18 protein-coding genes and 1 pseudogene are annotated in these 19,741 nt (G+C 72.6%); 9 read left to right on the top strand and 10 right to left on the bottom strand.

What is annotated here, in order from left to right; translation table 11 throughout:
* Positions 1-41 precede the first annotated feature (41 nt).
* Positions 42-2,558 (top strand): DUF4132 domain-containing protein, encoded by a 2,517-nt coding sequence (locus ACZ3IJ_RS13635; protein WP_467467863.1) that lies wholly within the window; start codon positions 42-44, stop codon positions 2,556-2,558.
* Here ACZ3IJ_RS13635 and ACZ3IJ_RS13630 read toward each other — a convergent pair.
* Positions 2,530-3,315, bottom strand: a complete 786-nt coding sequence (locus ACZ3IJ_RS13630) for an alpha/beta fold hydrolase (protein ID WP_467468390.1) — start codon at positions 3,313-3,315, stop codon at positions 2,530-2,532. The genes ACZ3IJ_RS13635 and ACZ3IJ_RS13630 overlap by 29 nt on opposite strands.
* Before the next feature lie 179 nt (positions 3,316-3,494).
* On the opposite strand from ACZ3IJ_RS13630, the gene ACZ3IJ_RS13625 reads away from it, so the two are divergent.
* Genes ACZ3IJ_RS13625 through ACZ3IJ_RS13615 form a run of 3 tightly spaced genes read left to right on the top strand, consistent with a single transcriptional unit; the run spans position 3,495 to position 5,162 of the window.
* The gene (locus tag ACZ3IJ_RS13625) at positions 3,495-3,926 is read left to right on the top strand and encodes a hypothetical protein (protein ID WP_467467861.1); all 432 of its coding nucleotides are present in this window, start codon (positions 3,495-3,497) and stop codon (positions 3,924-3,926) included.
* Positions 3,927-3,936: 10 nt separating this feature from the next.
* Positions 3,937-4,359 carry a thiol-disulfide oxidoreductase DCC family protein gene (locus ACZ3IJ_RS13620; RefSeq protein ID WP_467467859.1) on the top strand — a complete coding sequence of 141 codons (423 nt, stop codon included), beginning with the start codon at positions 3,937-3,939 and terminating at the stop codon, positions 4,357-4,359.
* Between the two features lie 20 nt (positions 4,360-4,379).
* On the top strand, positions 4,380-5,162 hold the full coding sequence (locus ACZ3IJ_RS13615) for a TetR/AcrR family transcriptional regulator (RefSeq protein WP_467467857.1): 783 nt from the start codon (positions 4,380-4,382) through the stop codon (positions 5,160-5,162).
* 214 nt (positions 5,163-5,376) lie between these two features.
* Here the strand turns inward: ACZ3IJ_RS13615 and ACZ3IJ_RS13610 are convergent, their stop codons facing one another.
* The 3 genes from ACZ3IJ_RS13610 to ACZ3IJ_RS13600 all read right to left on the bottom strand — a co-directional run bounded on the left by ACZ3IJ_RS13610 (position 5,377) and on the right by ACZ3IJ_RS13600 (position 8,787).
* Entirely contained in the window at positions 5,377-6,933 is a 1,557-nt protein-coding gene (locus tag ACZ3IJ_RS13610; protein ID WP_467467855.1) for an ABC transporter substrate-binding protein, read from the bottom strand.
* Between the two features lie 243 nt (positions 6,934-7,176).
* On the bottom strand, positions 7,177-8,529 hold the full coding sequence (locus ACZ3IJ_RS13605) for a metallophosphoesterase (RefSeq protein WP_467467853.1): 1,353 nt from the start codon (positions 8,527-8,529) through the stop codon (positions 7,177-7,179).
* A gap of 12 nt (positions 8,530-8,541) precedes the next feature.
* Entirely contained in the window at positions 8,542-8,787 is a 246-nt protein-coding gene (locus ACZ3IJ_RS13600; RefSeq protein ID WP_467467851.1) for an SCO4848 family membrane protein, read from the bottom strand.
* Between ACZ3IJ_RS13600 and ACZ3IJ_RS13595 the strand changes: the two are divergent.
* A pseudogene (locus ACZ3IJ_RS13595) lies at positions 8,726-10,153 on the top strand (D-alanyl-D-alanine carboxypeptidase); the annotation flags it as partial. The gene ACZ3IJ_RS13600 and the pseudogene ACZ3IJ_RS13595 sit on opposite strands and share 62 nt — an antisense overlap.
* Here the strand turns inward: ACZ3IJ_RS13595 and ACZ3IJ_RS13590 are convergent.
* From ACZ3IJ_RS13590 to ACZ3IJ_RS13580, 3 genes are read right to left on the bottom strand one after another with little or no spacing between them, the layout of a single operon-like run.
* A complete protein-coding gene (locus tag ACZ3IJ_RS13590) occupies positions 10,107-11,147 on the bottom strand; it encodes a YihY/virulence factor BrkB family protein (RefSeq protein WP_467467849.1) in 1,041 nt (346 codons plus the stop codon). The pseudogene ACZ3IJ_RS13595 and the gene ACZ3IJ_RS13590 overlap by 47 nt on opposite strands.
* 52 nt (positions 11,148-11,199) lie before the next feature.
* Positions 11,200-12,165 (bottom strand): decaprenyl-phosphate phosphoribosyltransferase, encoded by a 966-nt coding sequence (locus ACZ3IJ_RS13585; RefSeq protein WP_467467847.1) that lies wholly within the window; start codon positions 12,163-12,165, stop codon positions 11,200-11,202.
* The gene (locus ACZ3IJ_RS13580) at positions 12,158-12,718 is read right to left on the bottom strand and encodes a phosphatase PAP2 family protein (protein ID WP_467467845.1); all 561 of its coding nucleotides are present in this window, start codon (positions 12,716-12,718) and stop codon (positions 12,158-12,160) included. The genes ACZ3IJ_RS13585 and ACZ3IJ_RS13580 overlap by 8 nt, the downstream gene beginning before the upstream one ends.
* A gap of 171 nt (positions 12,719-12,889) precedes the next feature.
* Between ACZ3IJ_RS13580 and ACZ3IJ_RS13575 the strand changes: the two genes are divergently transcribed.
* Both ACZ3IJ_RS13575 and ACZ3IJ_RS13570 read left to right on the top strand, forming a co-directional pair.
* The gene (locus tag ACZ3IJ_RS13575) at positions 12,890-14,254 is read left to right on the top strand and encodes an FAD-binding protein (RefSeq protein ID WP_467467843.1); all 1,365 of its coding nucleotides are present in this window, start codon (positions 12,890-12,892) and stop codon (positions 14,252-14,254) included.
* A gap of 149 nt (positions 14,255-14,403) precedes the next feature.
* Positions 14,404-15,159 (top strand): decaprenylphospho-beta-D-erythro-pentofuranosid-2-ulose 2-reductase, encoded by a 756-nt coding sequence (locus ACZ3IJ_RS13570; protein WP_467467841.1) that lies wholly within the window; start codon positions 14,404-14,406, stop codon positions 15,157-15,159.
* 66 nt (positions 15,160-15,225) lie between these two features.
* On the opposite strand, the gene ACZ3IJ_RS13565 is transcribed toward ACZ3IJ_RS13570, so the two are convergent.
* Entirely contained in the window at positions 15,226-15,819 is a 594-nt protein-coding gene (locus tag ACZ3IJ_RS13565) for a 2'-5' RNA ligase family protein (protein WP_467467839.1), read from the bottom strand.
* Between the two features lie 90 nt (positions 15,820-15,909).
* Complete coding sequence (trpS, locus tag ACZ3IJ_RS13560; protein ID WP_352191950.1) at positions 15,910-16,923, bottom strand: tryptophan--tRNA ligase; 1,014 nt, start codon at positions 16,921-16,923, stop codon at positions 15,910-15,912.
* A 78-nt stretch (positions 16,924-17,001) separates the two neighbouring features.
* Between trpS and ACZ3IJ_RS13555 the strand changes: the two genes are divergently transcribed.
* Both ACZ3IJ_RS13555 and ACZ3IJ_RS13550 read left to right on the top strand, forming a co-directional pair.
* The gene (locus ACZ3IJ_RS13555) at positions 17,002-17,625 is read left to right on the top strand and encodes an RNA polymerase sigma factor (protein WP_467467837.1); all 624 of its coding nucleotides are present in this window, start codon (positions 17,002-17,004) and stop codon (positions 17,623-17,625) included.
* Entirely contained in the window at positions 17,588-18,370 is a 783-nt protein-coding gene (locus ACZ3IJ_RS13550; RefSeq protein WP_467467835.1) for a hypothetical protein, read from the top strand. Before ACZ3IJ_RS13555 ends, ACZ3IJ_RS13550 begins: the two co-directional genes overlap by 38 nt.
* A 69-nt stretch (positions 18,371-18,439) precedes the next feature.
* Here the strand turns inward: ACZ3IJ_RS13550 and ACZ3IJ_RS13545 are convergent, their stop codons facing one another.
* Positions 18,440-19,729: a serine hydroxymethyltransferase gene (locus ACZ3IJ_RS13545; protein ID WP_467467833.1), complete on the bottom strand. Its 1,290-nt coding sequence runs from the start codon at positions 19,727-19,729 to the stop codon at positions 18,440-18,442.
* Positions 19,730-19,741 lie beyond the last annotated feature (12 nt).

Genomic DNA, 19,741 nt, shown 5'->3' with positions numbered 1-19,741 from the left:
GCGGGGTGACGCTGTCAGTGGGGTCGCCTACCTTCGTACGCATGGTGGGGACGACGAGCCTGGAAGTCAGGCTGTACGAGGCGGGAGTGCGGCAGCGGACCCAGGGGGGCGCGGCGGTCCAGGAGCTGCTGCAGGACCTGGCGCCCGACGAGCTGCGCCGGGCCGCCCTGTGGATTCACCGCAACCAGTGCCGGGGCGGAGCGGACAAGGTCACCGACTGGAGCGTCTCCTGGCTCGCCGGACGGCGCCTGGGATGGTCGGCCTCCCAGGCGGAGGAGCTGCTCGAACGGCTCGTGGGCGTGATGGCCATGGTCGATCCGATGCGGCTGCTGCAGGAGTACGGTCCGCTGATGCGGCTCCCGTTGGCCGCCGCGCGCGAGGCGGGCGACTGCGACCGCGCCCTGCTGCGGGCCGCCCGCAAGGCCTCCCTGTCGGCCTGGGGCGACCAGGCGGAGGGCTCGGAGAACGCCGCGATACGGGAGACCCTGGACCGGCTGATCGGCCCCGGGTTTCCCGACGGCACCGGGCTGCCGTGGGCGCTCCTGAACGACGAGGACGCGTACGGGCCCCGGATGCGGTCCGAGCACCCGGAACTGCTCGCGGCGGCCGGCGCCGCGGCGTTCCTGGAGCACTGCGCGGCGCTCGACGCCGCCCGGCCGACCAGGAAGTGGCGTAAGGCCGCCGGAGAGCTGCTCGCGACGGTGGAGCGCGGTGACGCGCTCGTCAGGGCACTGCTCGACGGTGCCGCCGGGCAGGCGGAGCATCTGGTGGTGATGCCCCACCCCATGGGCGTGTACCGCGAACCGGGGCTGGCCGGCGAGCGGAACGCGGCGGTCGTGCGCGGGGCCCTGTGGGCGGCGGCGGGACTGCCCGGCACCTGGGTGGTTCCCACCGTCGGGGCGGTCGTACTGAACGCCGGTACGGGCACGGGTGGTTCGGGCGGGGTGTGCCGCAACGCCAGGATCGCGGCGGCCGGGGTCGCCTTCCTCGGCGCGTGCGAGGGCGAACGGGCCGCCGACGCCGTCCAGTGGCTCGGGCGGATCAGAGGAAGGGTCCGCAACCGGACGGTGCTCAAGGCGGCCGCCAAGGCCCTGGAGGCCGTTTCGGGGCGGGCCGGGCTCACGCCGTCGATGCTGCGCGAGCGTGGGGTGCCCGCGCACGGACTCGACGGGCGGGGCATGCGGGAGGAGACTCTCGGGGCGTACACGGCGGTGCTCCGCGTGCAGGAGCCCGGCGTGGCGTCCCTGTCGTTCCGGGGCCCTCAGGGCCGGGTGCTGAAGTCGGCGCCGAAGGCGGTCCGCGAGGCGTACGGCGAGCGACTGACGCCGCTCCGCACCGCGTTGAAGGAGCTCAGAACGCTGCTGACCGTGGAGCGGGCCCGGCTGGAGGAGCATCTGGCGGCGGGGACGACGTGGCCCGCGGAGGACTGGGAGCGGTACTACATCGACCATCCGGTGACCGGCCGTGCCGCCCGCGCACTGCTGTGGGAGGTCGCCCCGGAGGCCGACGGGCACTGGACGGCCGGGGTTCCCGAGCGGACCGGCGGCGGCTGGGCCCTGGCCGGCGCGGACGGGACGGCGACCCCGGTCGCGCCCGGGTCCCGGCTGCGGCTGTGGCATCCCGTGCGGGCCGATGCCGAGGAAGTGGCCGAGTGGCGGGGGGAGCTGACGGAGCGGGAGCTGCGCCAGCCGTTCAGGCAGATCTTCCGCGAGGTCTACCCCCTCACCCCGGAGGAGGTGGCGACCGGTGCGTACTCCCACCGGTTCGCCGGGCACATCCTGCGCTACGGTCGGGCGCGCGCGCTCATGGCCGAGCGCGGCTGGACCGGTGACCACCTGGGGTACTTCGGGGAGGGCGGCTCCTCCGAGATGGTGCGGGAGCTGCCGCGCCGCGGTGATCTGCCGGCCGACGAGGGGATGTTCTGGCGGGCCCGGCTCTGCGTCGAGCTGGTCGACGCCGGCCGGTCCGGCGACGGGGTCGCCGTGCTCTGCTCCACCGGCCAGGTCGGCTTCGAGCGCCGCGCGGCCTCCGCGGGGGCGAGGGGCGCCTGGGAGACGGTCGCACCGGCCGACGTTCCGGCGCTCGTGCTGTCGGAGGCGCTGCGGGACGTCGACCTGTTCGTGGCGGTGGCGTCCGTCGGCGCGGACCCGGATGGGCGGGACAGCGGCGAGGAGCGGGCGCACGACGGGTTCGGGGAGAGCCGCTCGTTCGGCGAACTGACCGCTGCGGCCCGGATCCGCCGGGAGACGCTGACCCGGCTGCTGCCGCGCACCGGGATCGCGGACCGTACGGAGCTGACGGACGGCTTCCTGCGGGTCCGGGGCGAGTTGCGCGCGTACCGGATCCATCTGGGCTCGGGCAACGTCCTGATGGAGCCGGAGGGCGCTCCGCTCCCCCTCGGGCCGGACCGCTCGCCGCTCGCCCCGGAGAAGGTCTTCCTGCCGTTCGAGGAGGACGGCGGGACGTTGTCGGTGATCCTCGCGAGGGCGTTCCTGCTCGCTGCCGACGCCGGGATCACCGACCGCGCGATCAGCTCACGGATACGCCGGGGGCTGTGACCTCCGCCAGGAAGCCGGCGAGGAGCGCGCTGGTCTCCTCGGGACGCTCCAGGGCGGGAAGGTGGGCCGCCCACTCCAGTTCGACGTGACGCGCGCCGGGCAGCAGCGTCGCGAGGCGGGCCGACATCGCCCGGAAATCGGGCAGGTCATGGGCCCCCGAGACGACCAGGCACGGCAGGTCCGTGCCGGCCAGCTCCGCCGACGTCACACCGGCGTCGACCGGGCCGACCTCGTCGGACGCGGCGAGTTGTACGTCGAAGGCGCGCCGCTGCATCACCCGTACCCGCTCGCGCGCCTCGTCGTCGGCCTCCGGGCCGAGCCAGGTGTCGACGTTGAGCGCGACCGCCCCGTCCACATCGCCCGCTTCGAGCAGCTCGTCCTCGCGCCGGCCCCAGGCGCGCAGTTCGTCGCTCGGGCTGTAGTCGGGGATGCCGGAGCAGAGCAGCGCGAGCGCCGAGACGCGCCCGGAGTGGCGAACGGCGGTCTCCAGCGCGACCTCACCGCCGAAGGAGGAGCCGACGAGCGCGGCCCGGTCGACGCCGAGGGCGTCGAGGAGCTCCACGACGTCGTCGCAGTGGGTGTGCGGGCGGTCGACCGGGGTCTCGCCGAAACCGCGGAGGTCGCAGCGGACCACGCGGTGCCCGGCGGCGGCCAGCGCCGCGAACTGCGCGTCCCACATCCTCCGGTCGCAGACGCCGGAGTGGAGCAGGACAACTGTGGAAGGGCCTTCACCGGCCACGTCATAGGAAAGCATCAGGCATCACCCTAAGTGCCGGGCCCCCCGATCACCTACGGATTTTCCGGCCCCACTTGCGATCACCTCCCAGCTCGTCCGCCGCCCCTTCCCCACCCACACCCCCCTCACTTGAACATGTTCAAACGAGGGTCTACAGTCAGGACCGCCAGCTTTTGAACGCGTTCAAGGGAGGGTGGGGCATGGACCTCACTGTCGTCGCGTACATCGTCTATCTGCTCATCAGCGTGGCTCTGACCGTCTGGGTCGCCCGCACGCTCAGCCGCAACGGAAGGATCTTCCTGGCAGACGTCCTGCACGGGAACGAGAAGCTCGCCGACGCCGTCAACCACCTCCTGGTGGTCGGCTTCTACCTCGTCAACTTCGGCTTCGTCGCCCTCTACCTCAATCAGGACGAGACCGTCGCAGACGCCCGGGGGCTCTTCGAGGCCCTGTCCGTCAAGCTCGGCGTGGTCCTCCTCGTCCTCGGTGTGATGCACCTGGGCAACGTCTACGTCCTCAACAAGATCCGCCGCCGGGGCGTGATGGAGCGCGAGCAGGTTCCGCCGGTGCCGCCGCAGGGCTGGACCGGTCAGGCCAAGGGCCCCTGGGCCCCGCCCGTCGCCGGAGCGTGAGGAGAGACGGATGAGCCGGCCGCCCGTGACCCCCGTACACCGCCTCACCGTGCTGTACGACGCCGACTGCCCGCTCTGCGTCCATCTGCGTCACTGGCTGCTGCGGCAGCGCAAGCTCGTCCCGCTCGACCTCGTCCCGGCCGCCTCTCAGGAGGCCAGGCGCCGCTTCCCGGGCCTCGACCACGAATCCACCCTCAGGGAGATCACCGTGATCGGGGACCGGGGGCAGGTCTACCGCGCCACCTCCGCCTGGATCGTCTGCCTCTGGGCCCTGGCCGAACACCGGCCCAAGGCCCACTGGCTGGCCACCCCCGCCGGACAGCCCTTCGCCAAGGCGACCGTCCTCGCCGCCGCCAAGTGGCGCGAGTCGCTCAAGGGCGGCGGGCCGGCCTGCGAGGACGGGCGCTGCGAAGTGCCCGGCACGCCCGGCTAGGCTCGGGCACTGTGAAGGACGTGAAGGAAGTGCAGCCCGCCGAGCCCGAGCGGACCGGAACCGACGCCGGGGCCAAGGCCCCGGCCAAGGCCGCCAAGAGCGAACAGACCCGCACGCTCATCCTCGAGACCGCGCTCCGGCTCTTCAAGGAGCGCGGCTACGACAAGACGACCATGCGGGCCATCGCCCAGGAGGCCGGGGTCTCCGTCGGCAACGCGTACTACTACTTCGCCTCCAAGGAGCACCTGGTCCAGGGCTTCTACTACCACATCGCCGAGGAGCACCAGGCGGCCGTCGCGGACATCCTCGACGGCGGCGAGAAGGACCTCACGGCCCGCATCCGCGGGGTCCTCCTCGGCTGGCTCGACATCGCCGAGCCGTACCACGAGTTCGCGGCCCAGTTCTTCAAGAACGCGGCCGACCCGGACAGCCCGCTCAGCCCCTTCTCCCCCGAGTCGGAGGGCCCGCGCGAGGCCGCGATCGAGGTCCACCGCCGGGTCATCTCCGGGGCCGACGTCAAGGTCGACCCCGAACTGGCCGAGCCGCTCCCCCAGTTGCTCTGGCTCCAGCAGATGGGCCTGGTGCTGTTCTGGGTGTACGACCGCTCCGAGGGCTGCGCCAACAGCCGCCGCCTCGTCGAGCGCCTCGCACCGGTCACCGCGCGGGCGATCTCGCTCTCGCGCTTCCGGCTGCTGCGCCCCCTGGTCCGCGAGACCCACGACCTCCTCGCCGACTTCATGCCGACGGCGGCCGGCATGGCGGCCTCGGGCAAGCCCAAGCGACCGAAGGCCTCGAAGGACTGACGGGCGGCCCGGGCGCGACTCGGACCCGAGGGCGCGCTCAGGCCCGGCGCCGCTCAAGCCCCAGGGGCTCAGGCCCCGAAGCCGCTCAAGCCCGCGGGGGGCTCAGCGCCACGAAGCCGCTCAAGCCCCAGGGGCTCAGGCCCCGAAGTCGCGCAAACCCGAAAGCGGCCCAGGCCCCGAGGGGCCGAGCCGCCTTCGTCCGAGCGCGCGCCCGTCAGATCCAGCTGAGTTCCCAGAGGCGCCAGATGCCCGTGCCGTCGGTCAGGTACTGCGATCCGGCGACCTCGGTCGTCGCCAGGACGTAGTCCTTCTTCTGCCAGAGCGGGATCAGCGGGACGTCCTCGGCGACCTCGGCCTGGATGTCCTCGAAGTCGTTGGCCGCCGCCGCCCGGTCGCTGTACTGCTGCGTCGCGGAGATCAGCGAGTCGATCTTCTTGCTGCCGAAGCCGTTGTGCATCGCGTTGTCCGTGCCGACCAGCGGGGCGGTGAAGCTGTCGGAGTCCGGGAAGTCGGGCAGCCAGCCGACGGGGTACGCGTCGTAGTCGCCCTTCACGTACCCCTGCTGGAACTCCTTCCACTCCGCCTCGACCAGCTTGACCTTGAACAGTCCGCTCGCCTCCAACTGCCGCTTCAGCTCCGCCGCCTCGGCGCCGTACGTGGCGTCCTTGCGGTAGCCGAGGGTGAAGCTCACCGGCGTCTCGACGTCCGCCGCCTCCAGCAGGCTCTTCGCCTTCTTCTTGGAGGGCTCGGGATACGTGTCGTAGAACGAGGTGCTGTGGCCGTTGAAGCCCTGCGGGATGAGGGAGTACAGCGGCTCGACCGTGCCGTGGTACGCGCCGGTGACGATCGCCGGGCGGTCGATCACCGCGGCGACGGCCTGCCGGACCGCCTTCTTCGCCATCGGCGAGCCGGACTTCACGTTGAAGTAGAGATTGCGGATCTCGGCCGTCTGCGCCTCGGTGATACGGGCGGTGTCCTTGCCGTCCTTCACCGTCGACAGGAACTCCGGCGGCATCTGCCGGTGCGCGATGTCGACCTGCTTGCTCTCCCAGGCGTCGGCGAGCTGCTCGGACTCGGTGAAGTACTTCACGACGACCGTTCCGCCGCGCTTCTCCACGGCGCCCCGGTAGTTCGGGTTCGGCTCCAGGCGCGCGCTCTCGCCGGGCTTGTACTCCTTGAGGAGGTACGGCCCCGTGCCCTGGACCGTGGTGCCCTCGCGCAGCTGCTTGGCCGGGTACTGGTCACGGTCGACGATCGAGCCGGCGCCCGTGGCGAGCTTCAGCGGGAAGGTCGCGTCCCGGCCGGTCAGGTTGAAGGTGACCTTCTGCCCGTCGGCCACGACGCCCTTCAAAGTCGCGAAGAGCGGCGCCGGACCGACGTCCGCCTTGATGTTCAGCATGCGCTCGAAGGAGTACTTGACGTCCTCGCCCGTCACCTTGCGGCCGCCGGGGAAGGTCAGGTCGTCCCGGAGCTCGCACTGGTACGTCGTGAGCCGGGTGCCGATGAACTTGCAGCTCTCGGCGGCGTCGGGGACCGGCGTGACGAAGCCGGGCTTGAAGGAGAGCAGCGACTGGTAGACGTTGCTGTACATCGCCCACGAGCCGGCGTCGTACGCCCCGGCCGGGTCGAGCGAGGTGACCTCGTCCGTGGTGCCGACCGAGATCGGGTCGGTCCGGACGTCGTCGGAAGGCAGCAGCTGCCAGCCTCCCACCCCGGCGGCCACCAGAACTCCACAAGTGATGAGGATCCGCAGACGGACCTTCGACCGCATTGCCGTGCTTCCTTTTTTCGAGCCCACCCCTGGCGCGGCGGCACCCAGCCATGCCGCGATGGCGTCACCCAATCACACGGATTTCACAAGTGGAAGAGTAAACCTTCACAGTGCAGGTATATGTCCGTGATGAGCGACTTCGGGGGACTCGACGGCATGTATCGGCCCCAGCGCGATGAGTGACCCCTTCCGCTACACCGTCCCGCTATTCCGGACATGCCCGTTCCGGGCCTGCCGGGACGCTTATGCCTGCGGGGAGGCCAGCTCCACGACGGTGATGTCGGAGGGCGCGCCGACCCGCACCGGAGGGCCCCAGGCGCCCGCGCCGCGCGAGACGTAGAGCTGGGTGTCGCCGTACCGCTCCAGACCGGCGACGGTCGGGTTGGCGAGCTCGGCGAGGTAGTTGCCGGGCCAGAGCTGACCGCCGTGGGTGTGGCCGGAGAGCTGGAGGTCCACGCCGTGGCGTACGGCGTCGTGGATGACGACCGGCTGGTGCGCGAGGAGGACGGCGGCCCTGGCGCGGTCACGGTCGCCGAGGGCGGCGGCGAAGTCCGGTCCCTGCCCCTCGCTCTCGCCGGCGATGTCGTCGACCCCCGCGAGGTCGAATCCGGCCGCGATCTCCTGGCGCGCGTTGCGCAGCGGCCGCAGGCCGAGTTCGCGTACGTGGTCGACCCAGGCGTCCGCGCCGGAGAAGTACTCGTGGTTGCCCGTCACGAAGAACGAGCCGTGCCGGGCCCTGAGCTGCGCGAGGGGCTCGGCGGCGGGGCCGAGGTTCTCGACGCTGCCGTCGACGAGGTCGCCGACCACGGCGATCAGGTCGGGCTGGGTGCGGTTGATGGCGTCCACGATGCGCTGTGTGTGCGCGCGGCCCAGGATCGGCCCGATGTGGATGTCGGAGACGACGGCGATGCGGTACCCGTGCGCGGCCCGGGGCACCTTGGCCAGCGGTACGGTCACCCGCTTGACGCGCGGCCCGCGCAGCACGCCGTACGTGCCGTACCCGACGGTGCCCACGGCGGCGGCCGCGGCGGCCCCGCCCACGACACGCGAGACGAACAGCCGCCGGGAGACGGCGGTGGCCCCGGCGACGCCCGCGGTCTCGTCGCTCCCGGACGGGCCGCCGGGGGCGGCGGACTCGTCGCTCCCGGCGGACCCGTCGCTCCCGGCGGGCTCGTCGCTCCCGGCGGGCTCGTGGGCCGGGGCGGCGGGAGCGGAGGGCGGGACCGTGGCCGGGGCCGGGGCCTCCGCCCGGGCCGGGGACGGGCTCGGGGCGGCCGCCCGGCGCTCGAGGGCACGCCGCAGCAGCGGGCGGACGGCCTCGCCGACCACCAGGGCGAGGGTCAGGTAGAGCAGAACGGCCAGCCACAGGTAGCCGGGCCAGGCCACGACCTGCTGGAGCCAGAAGGGGGCGCCGGCCCGTGCGGAGACCAGGGCGGCGATCGACAGCGCGGGCAGCGCGAACGCCGCCACGGTCCCGAGCCGCCGCGCCACGCTCCCCCGCGCGGTGACATCGCGCACCAGGCGCCGCCACACGTACCGGTGAACCGTGGCCAGGAGCCCCAGGATCACGACGAACACGAGCAGAAAGACGAGCACGCGCCCCAACCCCTATCCGTGCCCGCGTCGCAACGCGCGCACTCCACGCAACCCGATGGCGCCGACCACCGTCCCCAGAACAAAGGACGTGATGGCGAGCAGCAGATGAACCCAGAAGTAGGCCGTCGGGTCGCCCGCGTCGTCGAAGGCGAGACCGCTCCCGTCGTTCCACAGGTTCTTGACGAAAGTGACCCAGATGAACCAGCTCCACACCCCGAAGGCGAGCAGGAACCAGGAGACGGGACGGCTGAGCTTCATACCCTCAGTATCACCACCCGCCCCGGGCGCCTCGTCCCCGGGGCGACCCGGGCACCCGAGTGGTGGTGACCCGGCGAACCGCCCGGCGGGGTTCGGATCGTTGGACCGTGCCTGTACGTTTTCGATCGTGTCTGCTTCGAAGAAGACCGCTTGGGCGGTCACTGCTGCCGCGCTGCTTCCGCTTCTCGCCGCCGTCCCCGCCCACGCGGACACGGCGGACAACAAGGAGGAGAAGCAGCCCAAGCCGCCCGCCAAGATGTCGTCGCTCGGCGGGTCGCTGCTCGGCGTGCCCGGTACGCAGGTGCGGCTCGGGCCCGGGGCGCCGGTGCTGCCCAGGGAGCTGAGCGCGCGGTCGTGGATCGTCGCGGACGCCGAGACGGGTCAGGTGCTCGCCTCGCACAACGCCCACTGGCCCCTCGCCCCGGCCTCCACGCTCAAGATGCTCTTCGCGGACACGGTGCTGCCCAAGTTCCCCCGGACGACGAAGCACACCGTCACGTCCGCGGACCTGGCCGGTCTCGGCGCGGGATCGAGCCTCGTGGGGATCAAGGAGAAGTCGACCTACACCGTCCACGATCTCTGGCTCGGTGTCTTCCTTCGCTCGGGCAACGACGCCGTGCGCGTGCTCTCCTCGATGAACAACGGCATCGCGAAGACCGTGCAGGACATGAACGACCGCGCCGAGGAACTCCAGGCGCTCGACACCCACGTGGAGTCGCCGGACGGATACGACGCCCCGGGCCAGGTCTCGTCCGCGTACGACCTGACGCTGATCGCCCGCAGCGGCATGCAGAACGCGGACTTCCGGGAGTACGCGGCGACCGCCCGCGCCGCCTTCCCGGGCGAGGAGAAGCCGGGGAAGAAGCGCGAGACCTTCGAGATCCAGAACACGAACCGGCTGCTGACCGGCGACCTGGGCGTCGCGCCGTACCAGGGCATCGCCGGCGTCAAGAACGGCAACACCACGCACGCCGGCGCCACGTTCACCGGCGTTGCGGAGCGCAACGGCAAAGTCCTGCTCGTGACAGTGCTGAACCCGTCGTCCAAGGAGCAGCACGCGGTCTACAAGGAGACCGCGCGGCTCCTCGACTGGGGCTTCGCCGCGGCCGGGAAGGTACAGCCGGTGGGCGAGCTGGTCCCGCCGAAGTCCGCCGTGACGAACCCCGGAACCGAGAGCGACGGCTCGTCGCCGGCGCCCGGCAAGAACGCCCCGGACGCCGCGCAGAAGGCCTCCGCCGGAGGGAAGGTCGGCGGCGTCGGAACCGCGCTCGGGATCGTCGGCGGCCTGCTGGTGCTGCTGGCGGGCGCCGTCTTCCTCGTCAACCGTCGCTGGCCGCTGCCGGAGCTGGTCCGCCGCCGCCCTCGGACCGACGACCCTGCGGCTCCTGACGCGGTTCAGGGTCCTGACGGCCTTGCGGGTCCTGACGCCGTTCAGGGTCCTGACGGCCTTGCGGGTCCTGACGCCGTTCAGGATCCCGGTCGTCCGGAAGCTCCGAGCGGTCCGGATCGGACCGTGACCCCGTAGCCGTCCAGGCGGAGCAGAACAGCAGGAGCTTCGCGGTGAAGTTGATCCAGAGGAGCAGCGCGACCGGCACACCGAACGCGCCGTACATCGACTTCCCCGCGACCTCCCGCATGTAGCCGCCGATCAGCAGCTTCAGCAGCTCGAAGCCGATCGCTCCGATCACCGCCGCCACCACCAGGCGGCGGCGCGGCGGATGGACGCCGGGCAGCAGCGTCAGCAGGTACAGCAGGACGAGGAAGCCCGCCACGGCGGCGACGGCGACGGAGGCCACCTGGAGCAGGATCCCGGTGGCGCCCTCGCCGGAGATCCCGACGCGGTCGGCGGACCAGCCGACGGCCGTGGAGCCGAGCCAGGACGCGGCGAGCGAGCAGAGCCCGACGGCGCCGAGCCCGAGCAGGACGAGCGCGTCCTTGCCCTTGCGTACGACGGGGTTGCCCTCGTCCTGGTCGTCGATCCCCCACACCGCGCGCAGACAGTCCCGCATCGAGCCGATCCATCCGATGCCCGTGAAGAGCAGCAGGACGCCGGCGACGAGCCCGATCGTGCCCGCGTTGTCCACGAGACCGCCGATGTTCAGCTGGTCGGAGATGCCGGGGACCTGGTCGGAGATCTTGTCCTCGATCTTGTCGAGCTGCTCCTGGCTGAGCAGCGCGGCGCCGACCGCCGCGGCGACGGCGATGAGCGGGAACAGCGCCAGGAAGCTGATGAAGGTGATGGCGGCGGCGAGCCGGGTCCAGTGGGCGGCGTCGAGGGTCTCGTACGAACGCCAGGCGTGCGTCTTCATGAGCCGGGTGACCCAGGGGCCGATGACGGGGAGCTTGCTCAGCCAGTCCATGTCGTACGCGTACCCCTTGATCTCGTCCCGATACGGCGTACTTCCGGCGGCCTCACAGGTCCGCGACCGCCATGCCGTACATCGCCGCCCAGGCCAGGCCGATGATCGCGAGCGGGCGGTCGTGCAGTACGACGTCCTCGGGGGCACCTGCGGAGCCGCGGTCGGCGAACACGGCGTAGCGCAGGACCGCGAGGATGAAGGCGATCATGGAGAGCTGGCGCCAGGGCAGCAGGCTGCCGGTGGCGACGCCACCGCTCTCCAGGGCCCAGAGGCAGTAGCCGAGGACGGCGACTCCGGCCGCCAGCTGCCAGACGAAGCGTAGGTATCCGGTCGTGTACTGGGTGAGCAGCGCGCGGGTCGCGCCGCGGGCGTCCTCCATCTGGACCGCCTCGGAGTAGCGCTTGGCGGCGACCATGAAGAGCGCGCCGAAGCCGGTGGTGATCAGGAACCAGCGGGAGAGCGGGATCGCGAGCGCGACCCCGCCGACCATGGCCCGCATGAGGAAGCCGGTGGTGACGACGGCGAGGTCGACGACGAGGACGTGCTTGAGCCGCAGGCAGTAGGCGACCTGCATGACGAGGTACGCGATGAGGAGCGCGGCGGTCAAGGGGTTGCACAGGACCGCGCTCGCGACGGCGGCCCCGGCGCCGAGGAGGGTGCCGGTGGCGTACGCGAGGGGTACGGGGACGAGCCCGGCGGCCACCGGGCGGCGGCACTTCACGGGGTGGGCGCGGTCGGCGGCCGCGTCACGGGCGTCGTTGACGAGGTAGACGGCGGACGCGGCGGCCGTGAAGAGGGCGAAGACCAGGGCGAGTCGGGCGGCCGTGTGCCAGGAGACGAGCTGGCCGGCGGCGACGGGCGCGGCGACGACGAGTACGTTCTTGACCCACTGCCGGGGCCGGGCGGTCCTGACGAGCCCGGCGGCCACGGCGTACGGCCGCGTGCGCCCGGGCCCGCGCCGGTGGTCCCGTACGCCGCCGGGGTTGTCGAGGACCGCGGCGGCGGAGCGCTCAGCCACGGCGCCCACCGGCGAGCGGGGCGAGGGAGGGGGCCGGCGGTCGGAGCCAGGGGCGGGCGAGGCCGGCCGTCGCCGCGCCCAGGAGGGCGCCCGCCGCCACGTCCGTCGGGTAGTGGACGCCGACGACCAGGCGGGAGAGGCACATCGCGGCCGCCGCCGGGGCGGCGAGTCGGCGGACCGTCGGGTGGAGGGCGCCGAAGGCGACGGCCGCCGCGGCGGCGGACGCGGCGTGGGAGCTGGGGAAGGAGTGCCGGCCGGCCGTGCGGACCAGGGGCTCGTACTCCGCCGTCCCCGGCCGTGGCCGCCGGACCACCCGCTTGGCCCCCATGCTCGCCAGGTGCGCGCCCACGACCAGGGCCGTACCGCGCAGCCAGCCGGATCGCCCGTCCCGGTCCAGCCCGGCGCCGACGAGACCGGCGGCGAGCCAGAGGGCGCCGTGCTCTCCGCCGAACGACAGCGCACGGGCGGCCGTGGCCACGGGCGCGCGGCGTCCGCAGCCGCGCAGGACTGCCAGGAGTCTCCGCTCGGCCCCGGCCCAGTCCGCGTTTCGCATCGGCTCCGCCTCCCGGTTCTCGACGGGCTCCTCCGTCGGCCCGGGGGTGACTCTGACCCGGCGGCCCGGTCACCGCACGGCAATCTTTCCTGACACTCCTTTAATCACCCATTTCGACGAACCGAGAGCAAACCATCCATAACACTCAGATCGGGCGATACGGTCGCCTTCATGGCTGCCCACACCGACGACGAGCCCCTCACCGGCTGGGGTCGCACCGCTCCCACCCTCGCGCGCGTGCACCGCCCCCGGACGTACGAGGAGGCATCCGAAGCCGTCCGCGCCTGCGGTGCCCGCGGCTCCATCGCACGCGGTCTCGGCCGCGCCTACGGCGATGCCGCGCAGAACGCCGGCGGCTCCGTCCTCGACATGACCGGCCTCGACCGGATCCGCTCGGTCGACGCAGTCGGCGGCACCGTCGTCTGCGACGCCGGCGTCAGTCTGCACCGCCTGATGGAAGTACTGCTTCCGCTCGGCTGGTTCGTCCCCGTCACCCCCGGGACCCGGTACGTCACGGTCGGCGGCGCGATCGGCGCCGACATCCACGGCAAGAACCACCACGTCTCCGGCTCCTTCGGCCGTCATGTCGTCGCTCTCGAACTCCTCACCGCCGACGGGGAGATCCGCACCGTCCTGCCCGGGACGGACCTCTTCGACGCCACCACCGGAGGCATGGGCCTGACGGGCGTGATCCTCTCCGCGACCCTCCGGCTGCTCCCCGTCGAGACCTCGCTCATGTCCGTCGACACCGAACGCGCCGCGGACCTCGACGAGCTGATGGCCCGGCTCACCGCCACCGACCACCACTACCGCTACTCGGTGGCCTGGATCGACCTCCTCGCGCGCGGCGCCGCCACCGGCCGGTCCGTCCTGACCCGGGGCGACCACGCCCCGTACGACGCGATCCCCGTCCGGGACCGCCACGCCCGCCGCGCTCCCTTCGCCTTCCGCCCAGGCCGGCTGCCCGCCGTGCCCGCCCTCGTCCCCGAGGGGCTGCTCGGCCGCGCGGCCGTCGGTCTCTTCAACGAGCTCTGGTACCGCAGGGCGCCCCGCGGCCGCACCGGCGAACTCCAGCGGATGTCCACGTTCTTCCACCCCCTGGACGGCGTCCCGCACTGGAACCGGATCTACGGGCGCGGCGGATTCGTCCAGTACCAGTTCGTCGTCGGCCACGGGCACGAGGAGACGCTGCGCCGGATCGTGAAGCGGATCGCGCGCCGCGGCTGCCCGTCGTTCCTCGCCGTGCTCAAGCGCTTCGGCACGGGCGACCCGGGCTGGCTCTCCTTCCCCGTGCCCGGCTGGACGCTCGCGCTCGACATCCCGACTCGGCTCTCCGGCCTGGGCGCCTTCCTCGACGAACTCGACGAGGAGGTGGCGGACGCGGGCGGCCGGGTCTACCTGGCGAAGGACTCGCGGCTGCGGCCCGAGCTGCTGGACGCGATGTATCCGAGGCTCGCCGACTTCCGCGCGCTGCGGGCCACGCTCGACCCGCACTCCGTCTTCACCTCCGACCTCTCCCGTCGCCTCGCCCTCTGAGCCGCCCCGCGGACCTCTCTCCGATCCGCCTTCCGATCCACCCCCCGAACGACCTCCGCCTCCGCCCTCCCGCCCCCCAGTCCCCTCCCCCAGTCCCCGCCCTCCAGTCCCCGCCCTCCGCATCGCACTCTCCGAGGAGTTTGAACGTCATGAAGGATGCCTTCGGCGCCCCGCAGTCCCTGCTCCTGCTCGGCGGCACCTCCGAGATCGGGCTCGCCACGGCCCGCCGGCTGATCGCCCGCCGCACCCGCACGGTCTGGCTCGCCGGGCGCCCCTCGCCCGCCCTGACGGCCGCCGCGGACTCGCTGCGGGCGCTCGGCGCGGACGTGCGGACGGTGCCGTTCGACGCGCTCGACACCACGTCGCACGAGGAGCGGCTCGGCAAGATCTTCACCGAGGGCGACATCGACATGGTGCTGCTCGCCTTCGGGATCCTCGGCGACCAGGCGCACGACGAGGCCGATCCGCTCGCCGCCGTCCGGGTCGCCCAGACCAACTACACCGGCGCCGTCTCGGCGGGGCTGATCTGCGCGGGCGCGCTGCAGGCGCAGGGGCACGGCTCACTGGTGGTGCTGTCGTCGGTGGCCGGCGAGCGCGCCCGCCGCGCGAACTTCATCTACGGCTCGTCCAAGGCCGGCCTCGACGCGTTCGCCCAGGGGCTCGGGGACGCGCTGCACGGGACCGGGGTGCACGTGATGGTCGTACGCCCCGGCTTCGTACGGTCGCGGATGACCGCGGGGCTCGACGAGGCACCGCTGGCGACCACGCCGGAGGCGGTCGCGACGGCGATCGAGCTGGGTCTGCGGCGGCGCTCGGAGACGGTGTGGGTGCCGGGGGCGCTGCGGATGGTGATGTCGGCGCTGCGGCACGTGCCGAGGCCGGTGTTCCGGCGGCTGCCGGTCTGACACCGGCAGCTCGCTCGGGCGGCGCCGGGAGGTGCGGGGAGGCGGGGCCGGAGAGGGCGGGCCCGGTCAGCCCGCCGTCGGGGACGGTTCGTCGAGCGGCGCGCAGGCCTGGGACGGGACGGCGGTGACGGAGCGCGCGTCGCCGAACTCGTACACCCGGAGCTTGCGCCACACGCCGTCCGCGCCCTGCTCGTACAGGGCGAAGGAGGAGCAGGTCCAGGCGGCCTCGAAGTCGGCCAGCTCGGCGTAGGCCCGGTCCATCGCCTCCTCGTCGATGCCGTGCGCGACGGTGACGTGCGGGTGGTACGGGAACTGCAGCTCGCGCACGAGCGGCCCGGACTCGTCCCGGAGCCGCTCCTGGAGCCAGGCGCAGGCGGAGACGCCCTCGGCGAGCGTCACGTAGACGACCGGGGAGAGCGGGCGAAACGTTCCCGTGCCGCTGAGGCGCACGGGGAAGGAGCGGACGCCCGCGGCGACCTCGGCGAGGTGTGCCTGGATCGCGGGCAGCCGCGCCTCGTCCACCTCGGTCGGCGGCACGAGGGTGACGTGCGTGGGGATGCCGTGCGCGGCGGGATCCCCGAAGCCCGCGCGCCGCTCCTGGAGCAGGCTGCCGTAGGGCTCCGGGACCGCGATCGAAACGCCGAGCGTTACGGTCCCCACGTCGTTCTCCTCCATAGTCGTGTCATTTCGGGTGATGGTGCAGCCGCCAGTGTGCGGCCTGCACCACCCCTGAGGCCAGAGTCCTTGGACTCAGTGCTTCGCGGGCAGGAAGCCCATCCGCTCGTACGTCTGCGCCAGCGTCTCCGCGGCGACCGCGCGGGCCTTCTCCGCGCCCTTGGCCAGGATCGCGTCCAGCGTCTCCGGGTCGTCCAGATATTCCTGTGTACGGGACCGGAACGGCGTGACGAAGTCCACCATGACCTCCGCCAGGTCGGTCTTCAGTGCGCCGTACATCTTGCCCTCGTAGCTCTTCTCCAGGTCGGGGATGCTCGTCCCGGTGAGCGTGGACATGATCGTGAGCAGGTTGGAGACGCCGGCCTTGGTCTCGGGGTCGAAGCGGATGACCGTCTCGGTGTCGGTGACGGCGCTCTTGACCTTCTTCGCGGTCGTCTTCGGCTCGTCGAGGAGGTTGATCAGACCCTTCGGCGTCGACGCCGACTTGCTCATCTTGATCGCCGGGTCCTGCAGGTCGTAGATCTTCGCCGTCTCCTTGAGGATGTACGGCGCCGGGATCGTGAACGTCTCGCCGAAGCGGCCGTTGAAGCGCTCCGCGAGGTCGCGGGTCAGCTCGATGTGCTGGCGCTGGTCCTCGCCCACCGGGACCTGGTTGGCCTGGTAGAGCAGGATGTCGGCGACCTGGAGGATCGGGTAGGTGAAGAGTCCGACGGTGGCGCGGTCGGCGCCCTGCTTGGCGGACTTGTCCTTGAACTGCGTCATCCGGGAGGCCTCGCCGAAGCCCGTCAGGCAGTTCATGACCCAGCCGAGCTGCGCGTGCTCGGGGACGTGGCTCTGCACGAAGAGGGTGCACCGCTCGGGGTCGAGGCCGGCGGCGAGCAGCTGCGCGGCGGCGAGCCGGGTGTTGGCACGGAGCTCCGCGGGGTCCTGCGGGACCGTGATCGCGTGCAGGTCCACCACCATGTAGAAGGCGTCGTGGGACTCCTGCAGGGCGACCCACTGGCGGACGGCGCCGAGGTAGTTGCCGAGGTGGAACGAGCCTGCGGTGGGCTGGATTCCGGAGAGCACACGGGGACTGTCAGAGGCCATGTCCCACATTCTCTCAGGTGCCGGAACGAACTGATCCCGGACCGGGAACCGATCCGCCGCGGCCGGTGTATCAAAGGTGTGAGGACGCTGGAGGGGGGCCGGGTCGTCGACGACGGAGCCGAGGCCGCGGTGATCGCACGCGTACGCGCCGGGGAGGCGGAGGCGTACGCGGCGCTGGTCCGCGCGCACACGGCGGTCGCGCTGAGGGCGGCGGTGGCGTGCGGCGCGGGCGCGGAGGCGGAGGACGTCGTGCAGCAGGCGTTCTTCAAGGCGTACCGGTCGCTGGGGCGGTTCAAGGAGGGGTCGGCGTTCCGGCCGTGGCTGCTGCGGATCGTGGTCAATGAGACGAGGAACACAGTGCGGGCGGCGGGCCGGCAGCGGGCGGTCGCGGGGCGGGAGGCGGAGCTGCTGGCCTCCGAGCCGCGGATACCGGACGAGGCGGACCCGGCGGTCGCGGCCGAGGAGCAGGAGAGACGCCGTCAGCTGCTCACGGCGCTCGACGGACTGAGCGAGGACCACCGGCAGGTGGTGATCCACCGGTATCTGCTGGAGCTCGACGAGACGGAGACGGCGGCCGCGCTCGGCTGGCCGCGGGGGACGGTGAAGTCCCGGCTGAGCCGGGCGCTGAAGAAGCTGGGACCGGCGCTGGAGGGAGGTGACGGGCATGAAGGACGCGAGGGGCGGGGAAGGGCTCCCCGATGAGCTGCGGGAGCTGGGCCGCCGGCTGAGGGTGCCGGAGGTGGACGGGGAGTCCATGGCCGAGCGGGTGCTCGCCCAGCTCCTGGAGGAGCGGGTGCCGACGCCGATGCCGCGGCGACGCCTCGCGTCCCTGCGCAGGCGGTGGAAGGCTCTGCTCGCGGCGCTCTCCGGGGTCCTGGTGGTGCTGGTGCTCTCGCCGCCGGTGCGGGCGACGGTGGCGGACTGGTTCGGCTTCGGCGGGGTCGAGGTCCGGTACGACCCCGGAGCGCGTCCGGCGCCCGGCGCGGCGGTGCCGGGATGTCCCTCGCCCGTTCCGCCGGAGGAGGCCGGGCGGAGGGCCGGGTTCGAGCCGCTGGTTCCGGGCGCGCTCGGTGCCCCGGACGCGGTGTCGGTGACGGGCTCGGCGGAGCGGGGGCGGGCGGTGATCAGCCTGTGCTGGCGCGGGGCGGACGGCCGGACGGTCCGGCTGGACGAGTTCTCCGCGCGGCTCGAGGCCGGCTTCGCCAAGCAGGTGCGGTCGCATCCGGAGTGGGTGGATCTGCCGGACGGCGCGGAGGGCTACTGGTTCGCCGAGCCGCATCTGCTGCGCTTTCCGATGACGGACGCGAGCGGGCGGACCTGGTCGCACTCCATACGCACGGCGGGCCCCACGCTCCTCTGGACGAGGAACGCGGGAGCCCTGACGCTGCGCCTGGAGGGCGAGCCGTCCCTGGAGCGGGCGCGGGCCGTGGCCGAGTCGGCGGGCTGAGCCGGGACGGTCACCGGGCTCCTCCTGACCGGCCGGGCGCCCCGCCGGTCAGGACGACGCGGCGGTGGGTCAGGCGGGGAGGCCCGGGGCCGGGAAGGCCGCCATCAGTTCGGCGACCTCCTTGCGGACGGCGAGCAGGGCGTCCTCGTCGCCCGATCCGGCGGCGGCGACGCCGCGGTCGATCCAGTCGGCGACCAGCTCCATGTGCGCGGTGGAGAGACCGCGGGAGGTGAGGGAGGGCGTGCCGATGCGGATGCCCGACGGGTCGAAGGGCTTCCGGGTGTCGTAGGGGACGGTGTTGTAGTTGACGACGATCCCGGCGCGGTCGAGGGCCTTGGCGGCGACCTTGCCGGGGACCTCCTTGGGGGTGAGGTCCATCAGGATCAGGTGGTTGTCGGTGCCGCCGGAGACCAGGTCGAAGCCGCGCGCGAGGAGCGCCTCGGCCAGCGCCCCGGCGTTGGCGACGACCGCGTGGGCGTAGTCGCGGAAGGAGGGCTGCGCCGCCTCGCGCAGGGCGACGGCGATGGCGGCGGTGGTCTGGTTGTGGGGGCCGCCCTGGAGACCGGGGAAGACAGCCTTGTCGAGGGCCTTGGCGTGCTCCTCGCGGGACATCAGCATGGCGCCGCGCGGACCGCGCAGGGTCTTGTGGGTGGTGGTCGAGATGACGTCGGCGTGCGGGACGGGAGAGGGGTGGGCGCCGCCCGCGATCAGGCCGGCGATGTGGGCGATGTCGGCGACGAGCACGGATCCGGCCTCGTGGGCGATCTCCGCGAACGCGGCGAAGTCGATCGTGCGGGGCAGCGCGGTGCCACCGCAGAAGATCACCTTCGGCCGTTCCTTGAGGGCGAGCTCGCGGACCTGGTCGAGGTCGACGAGCCCGGTGTCCTGGCGTACGCCGTACTGCACGCCGCGGAACCACCTGCCGGTGGCGGAGACGCCCCAGCCGTGGGTGAGGTGGCCGCCCATCGGCAGGGCCATGCCCATCACGGTGTCGCCGGGCTCGGCGAAGGCGAGGTAGACGGCGAGGTTGGCGGGCGAGCCGGAGTAGGGCTGCACATTGGCGTGTTCGACGCCGAAGACGGCCTTGGCGCGCTCGACGGCGAGGGTCTCGACCTGGTCGATGTTCTGCTGGCCCTCGTAGTAGCGGCGGCCGGGGTAGCCCTCGCTGTACTTGTTCTGCAGGACGGTCCCGGACGCTTCGAGGACGGCCCGGGAGACGTAGTTCTCGCTGGGGATCAGCCTGAGGGTCTCGGCCTGCAGCAGCTCCTCGGCGACGACGAGCGCGGCGAGTTCGGGGTCGGCTGCGGCCAGGGCGGGGTGGCGGGCGGCGAGATCGGCGGCCTGCGGGGTGACGGTCACGGCGGTTCCTCC

Source organism: Streptomyces sp. NPDC013317 (assembly GCF_055563155.1).
This window is presented reverse-complemented; position numbering and strand designations above follow the sequence as displayed.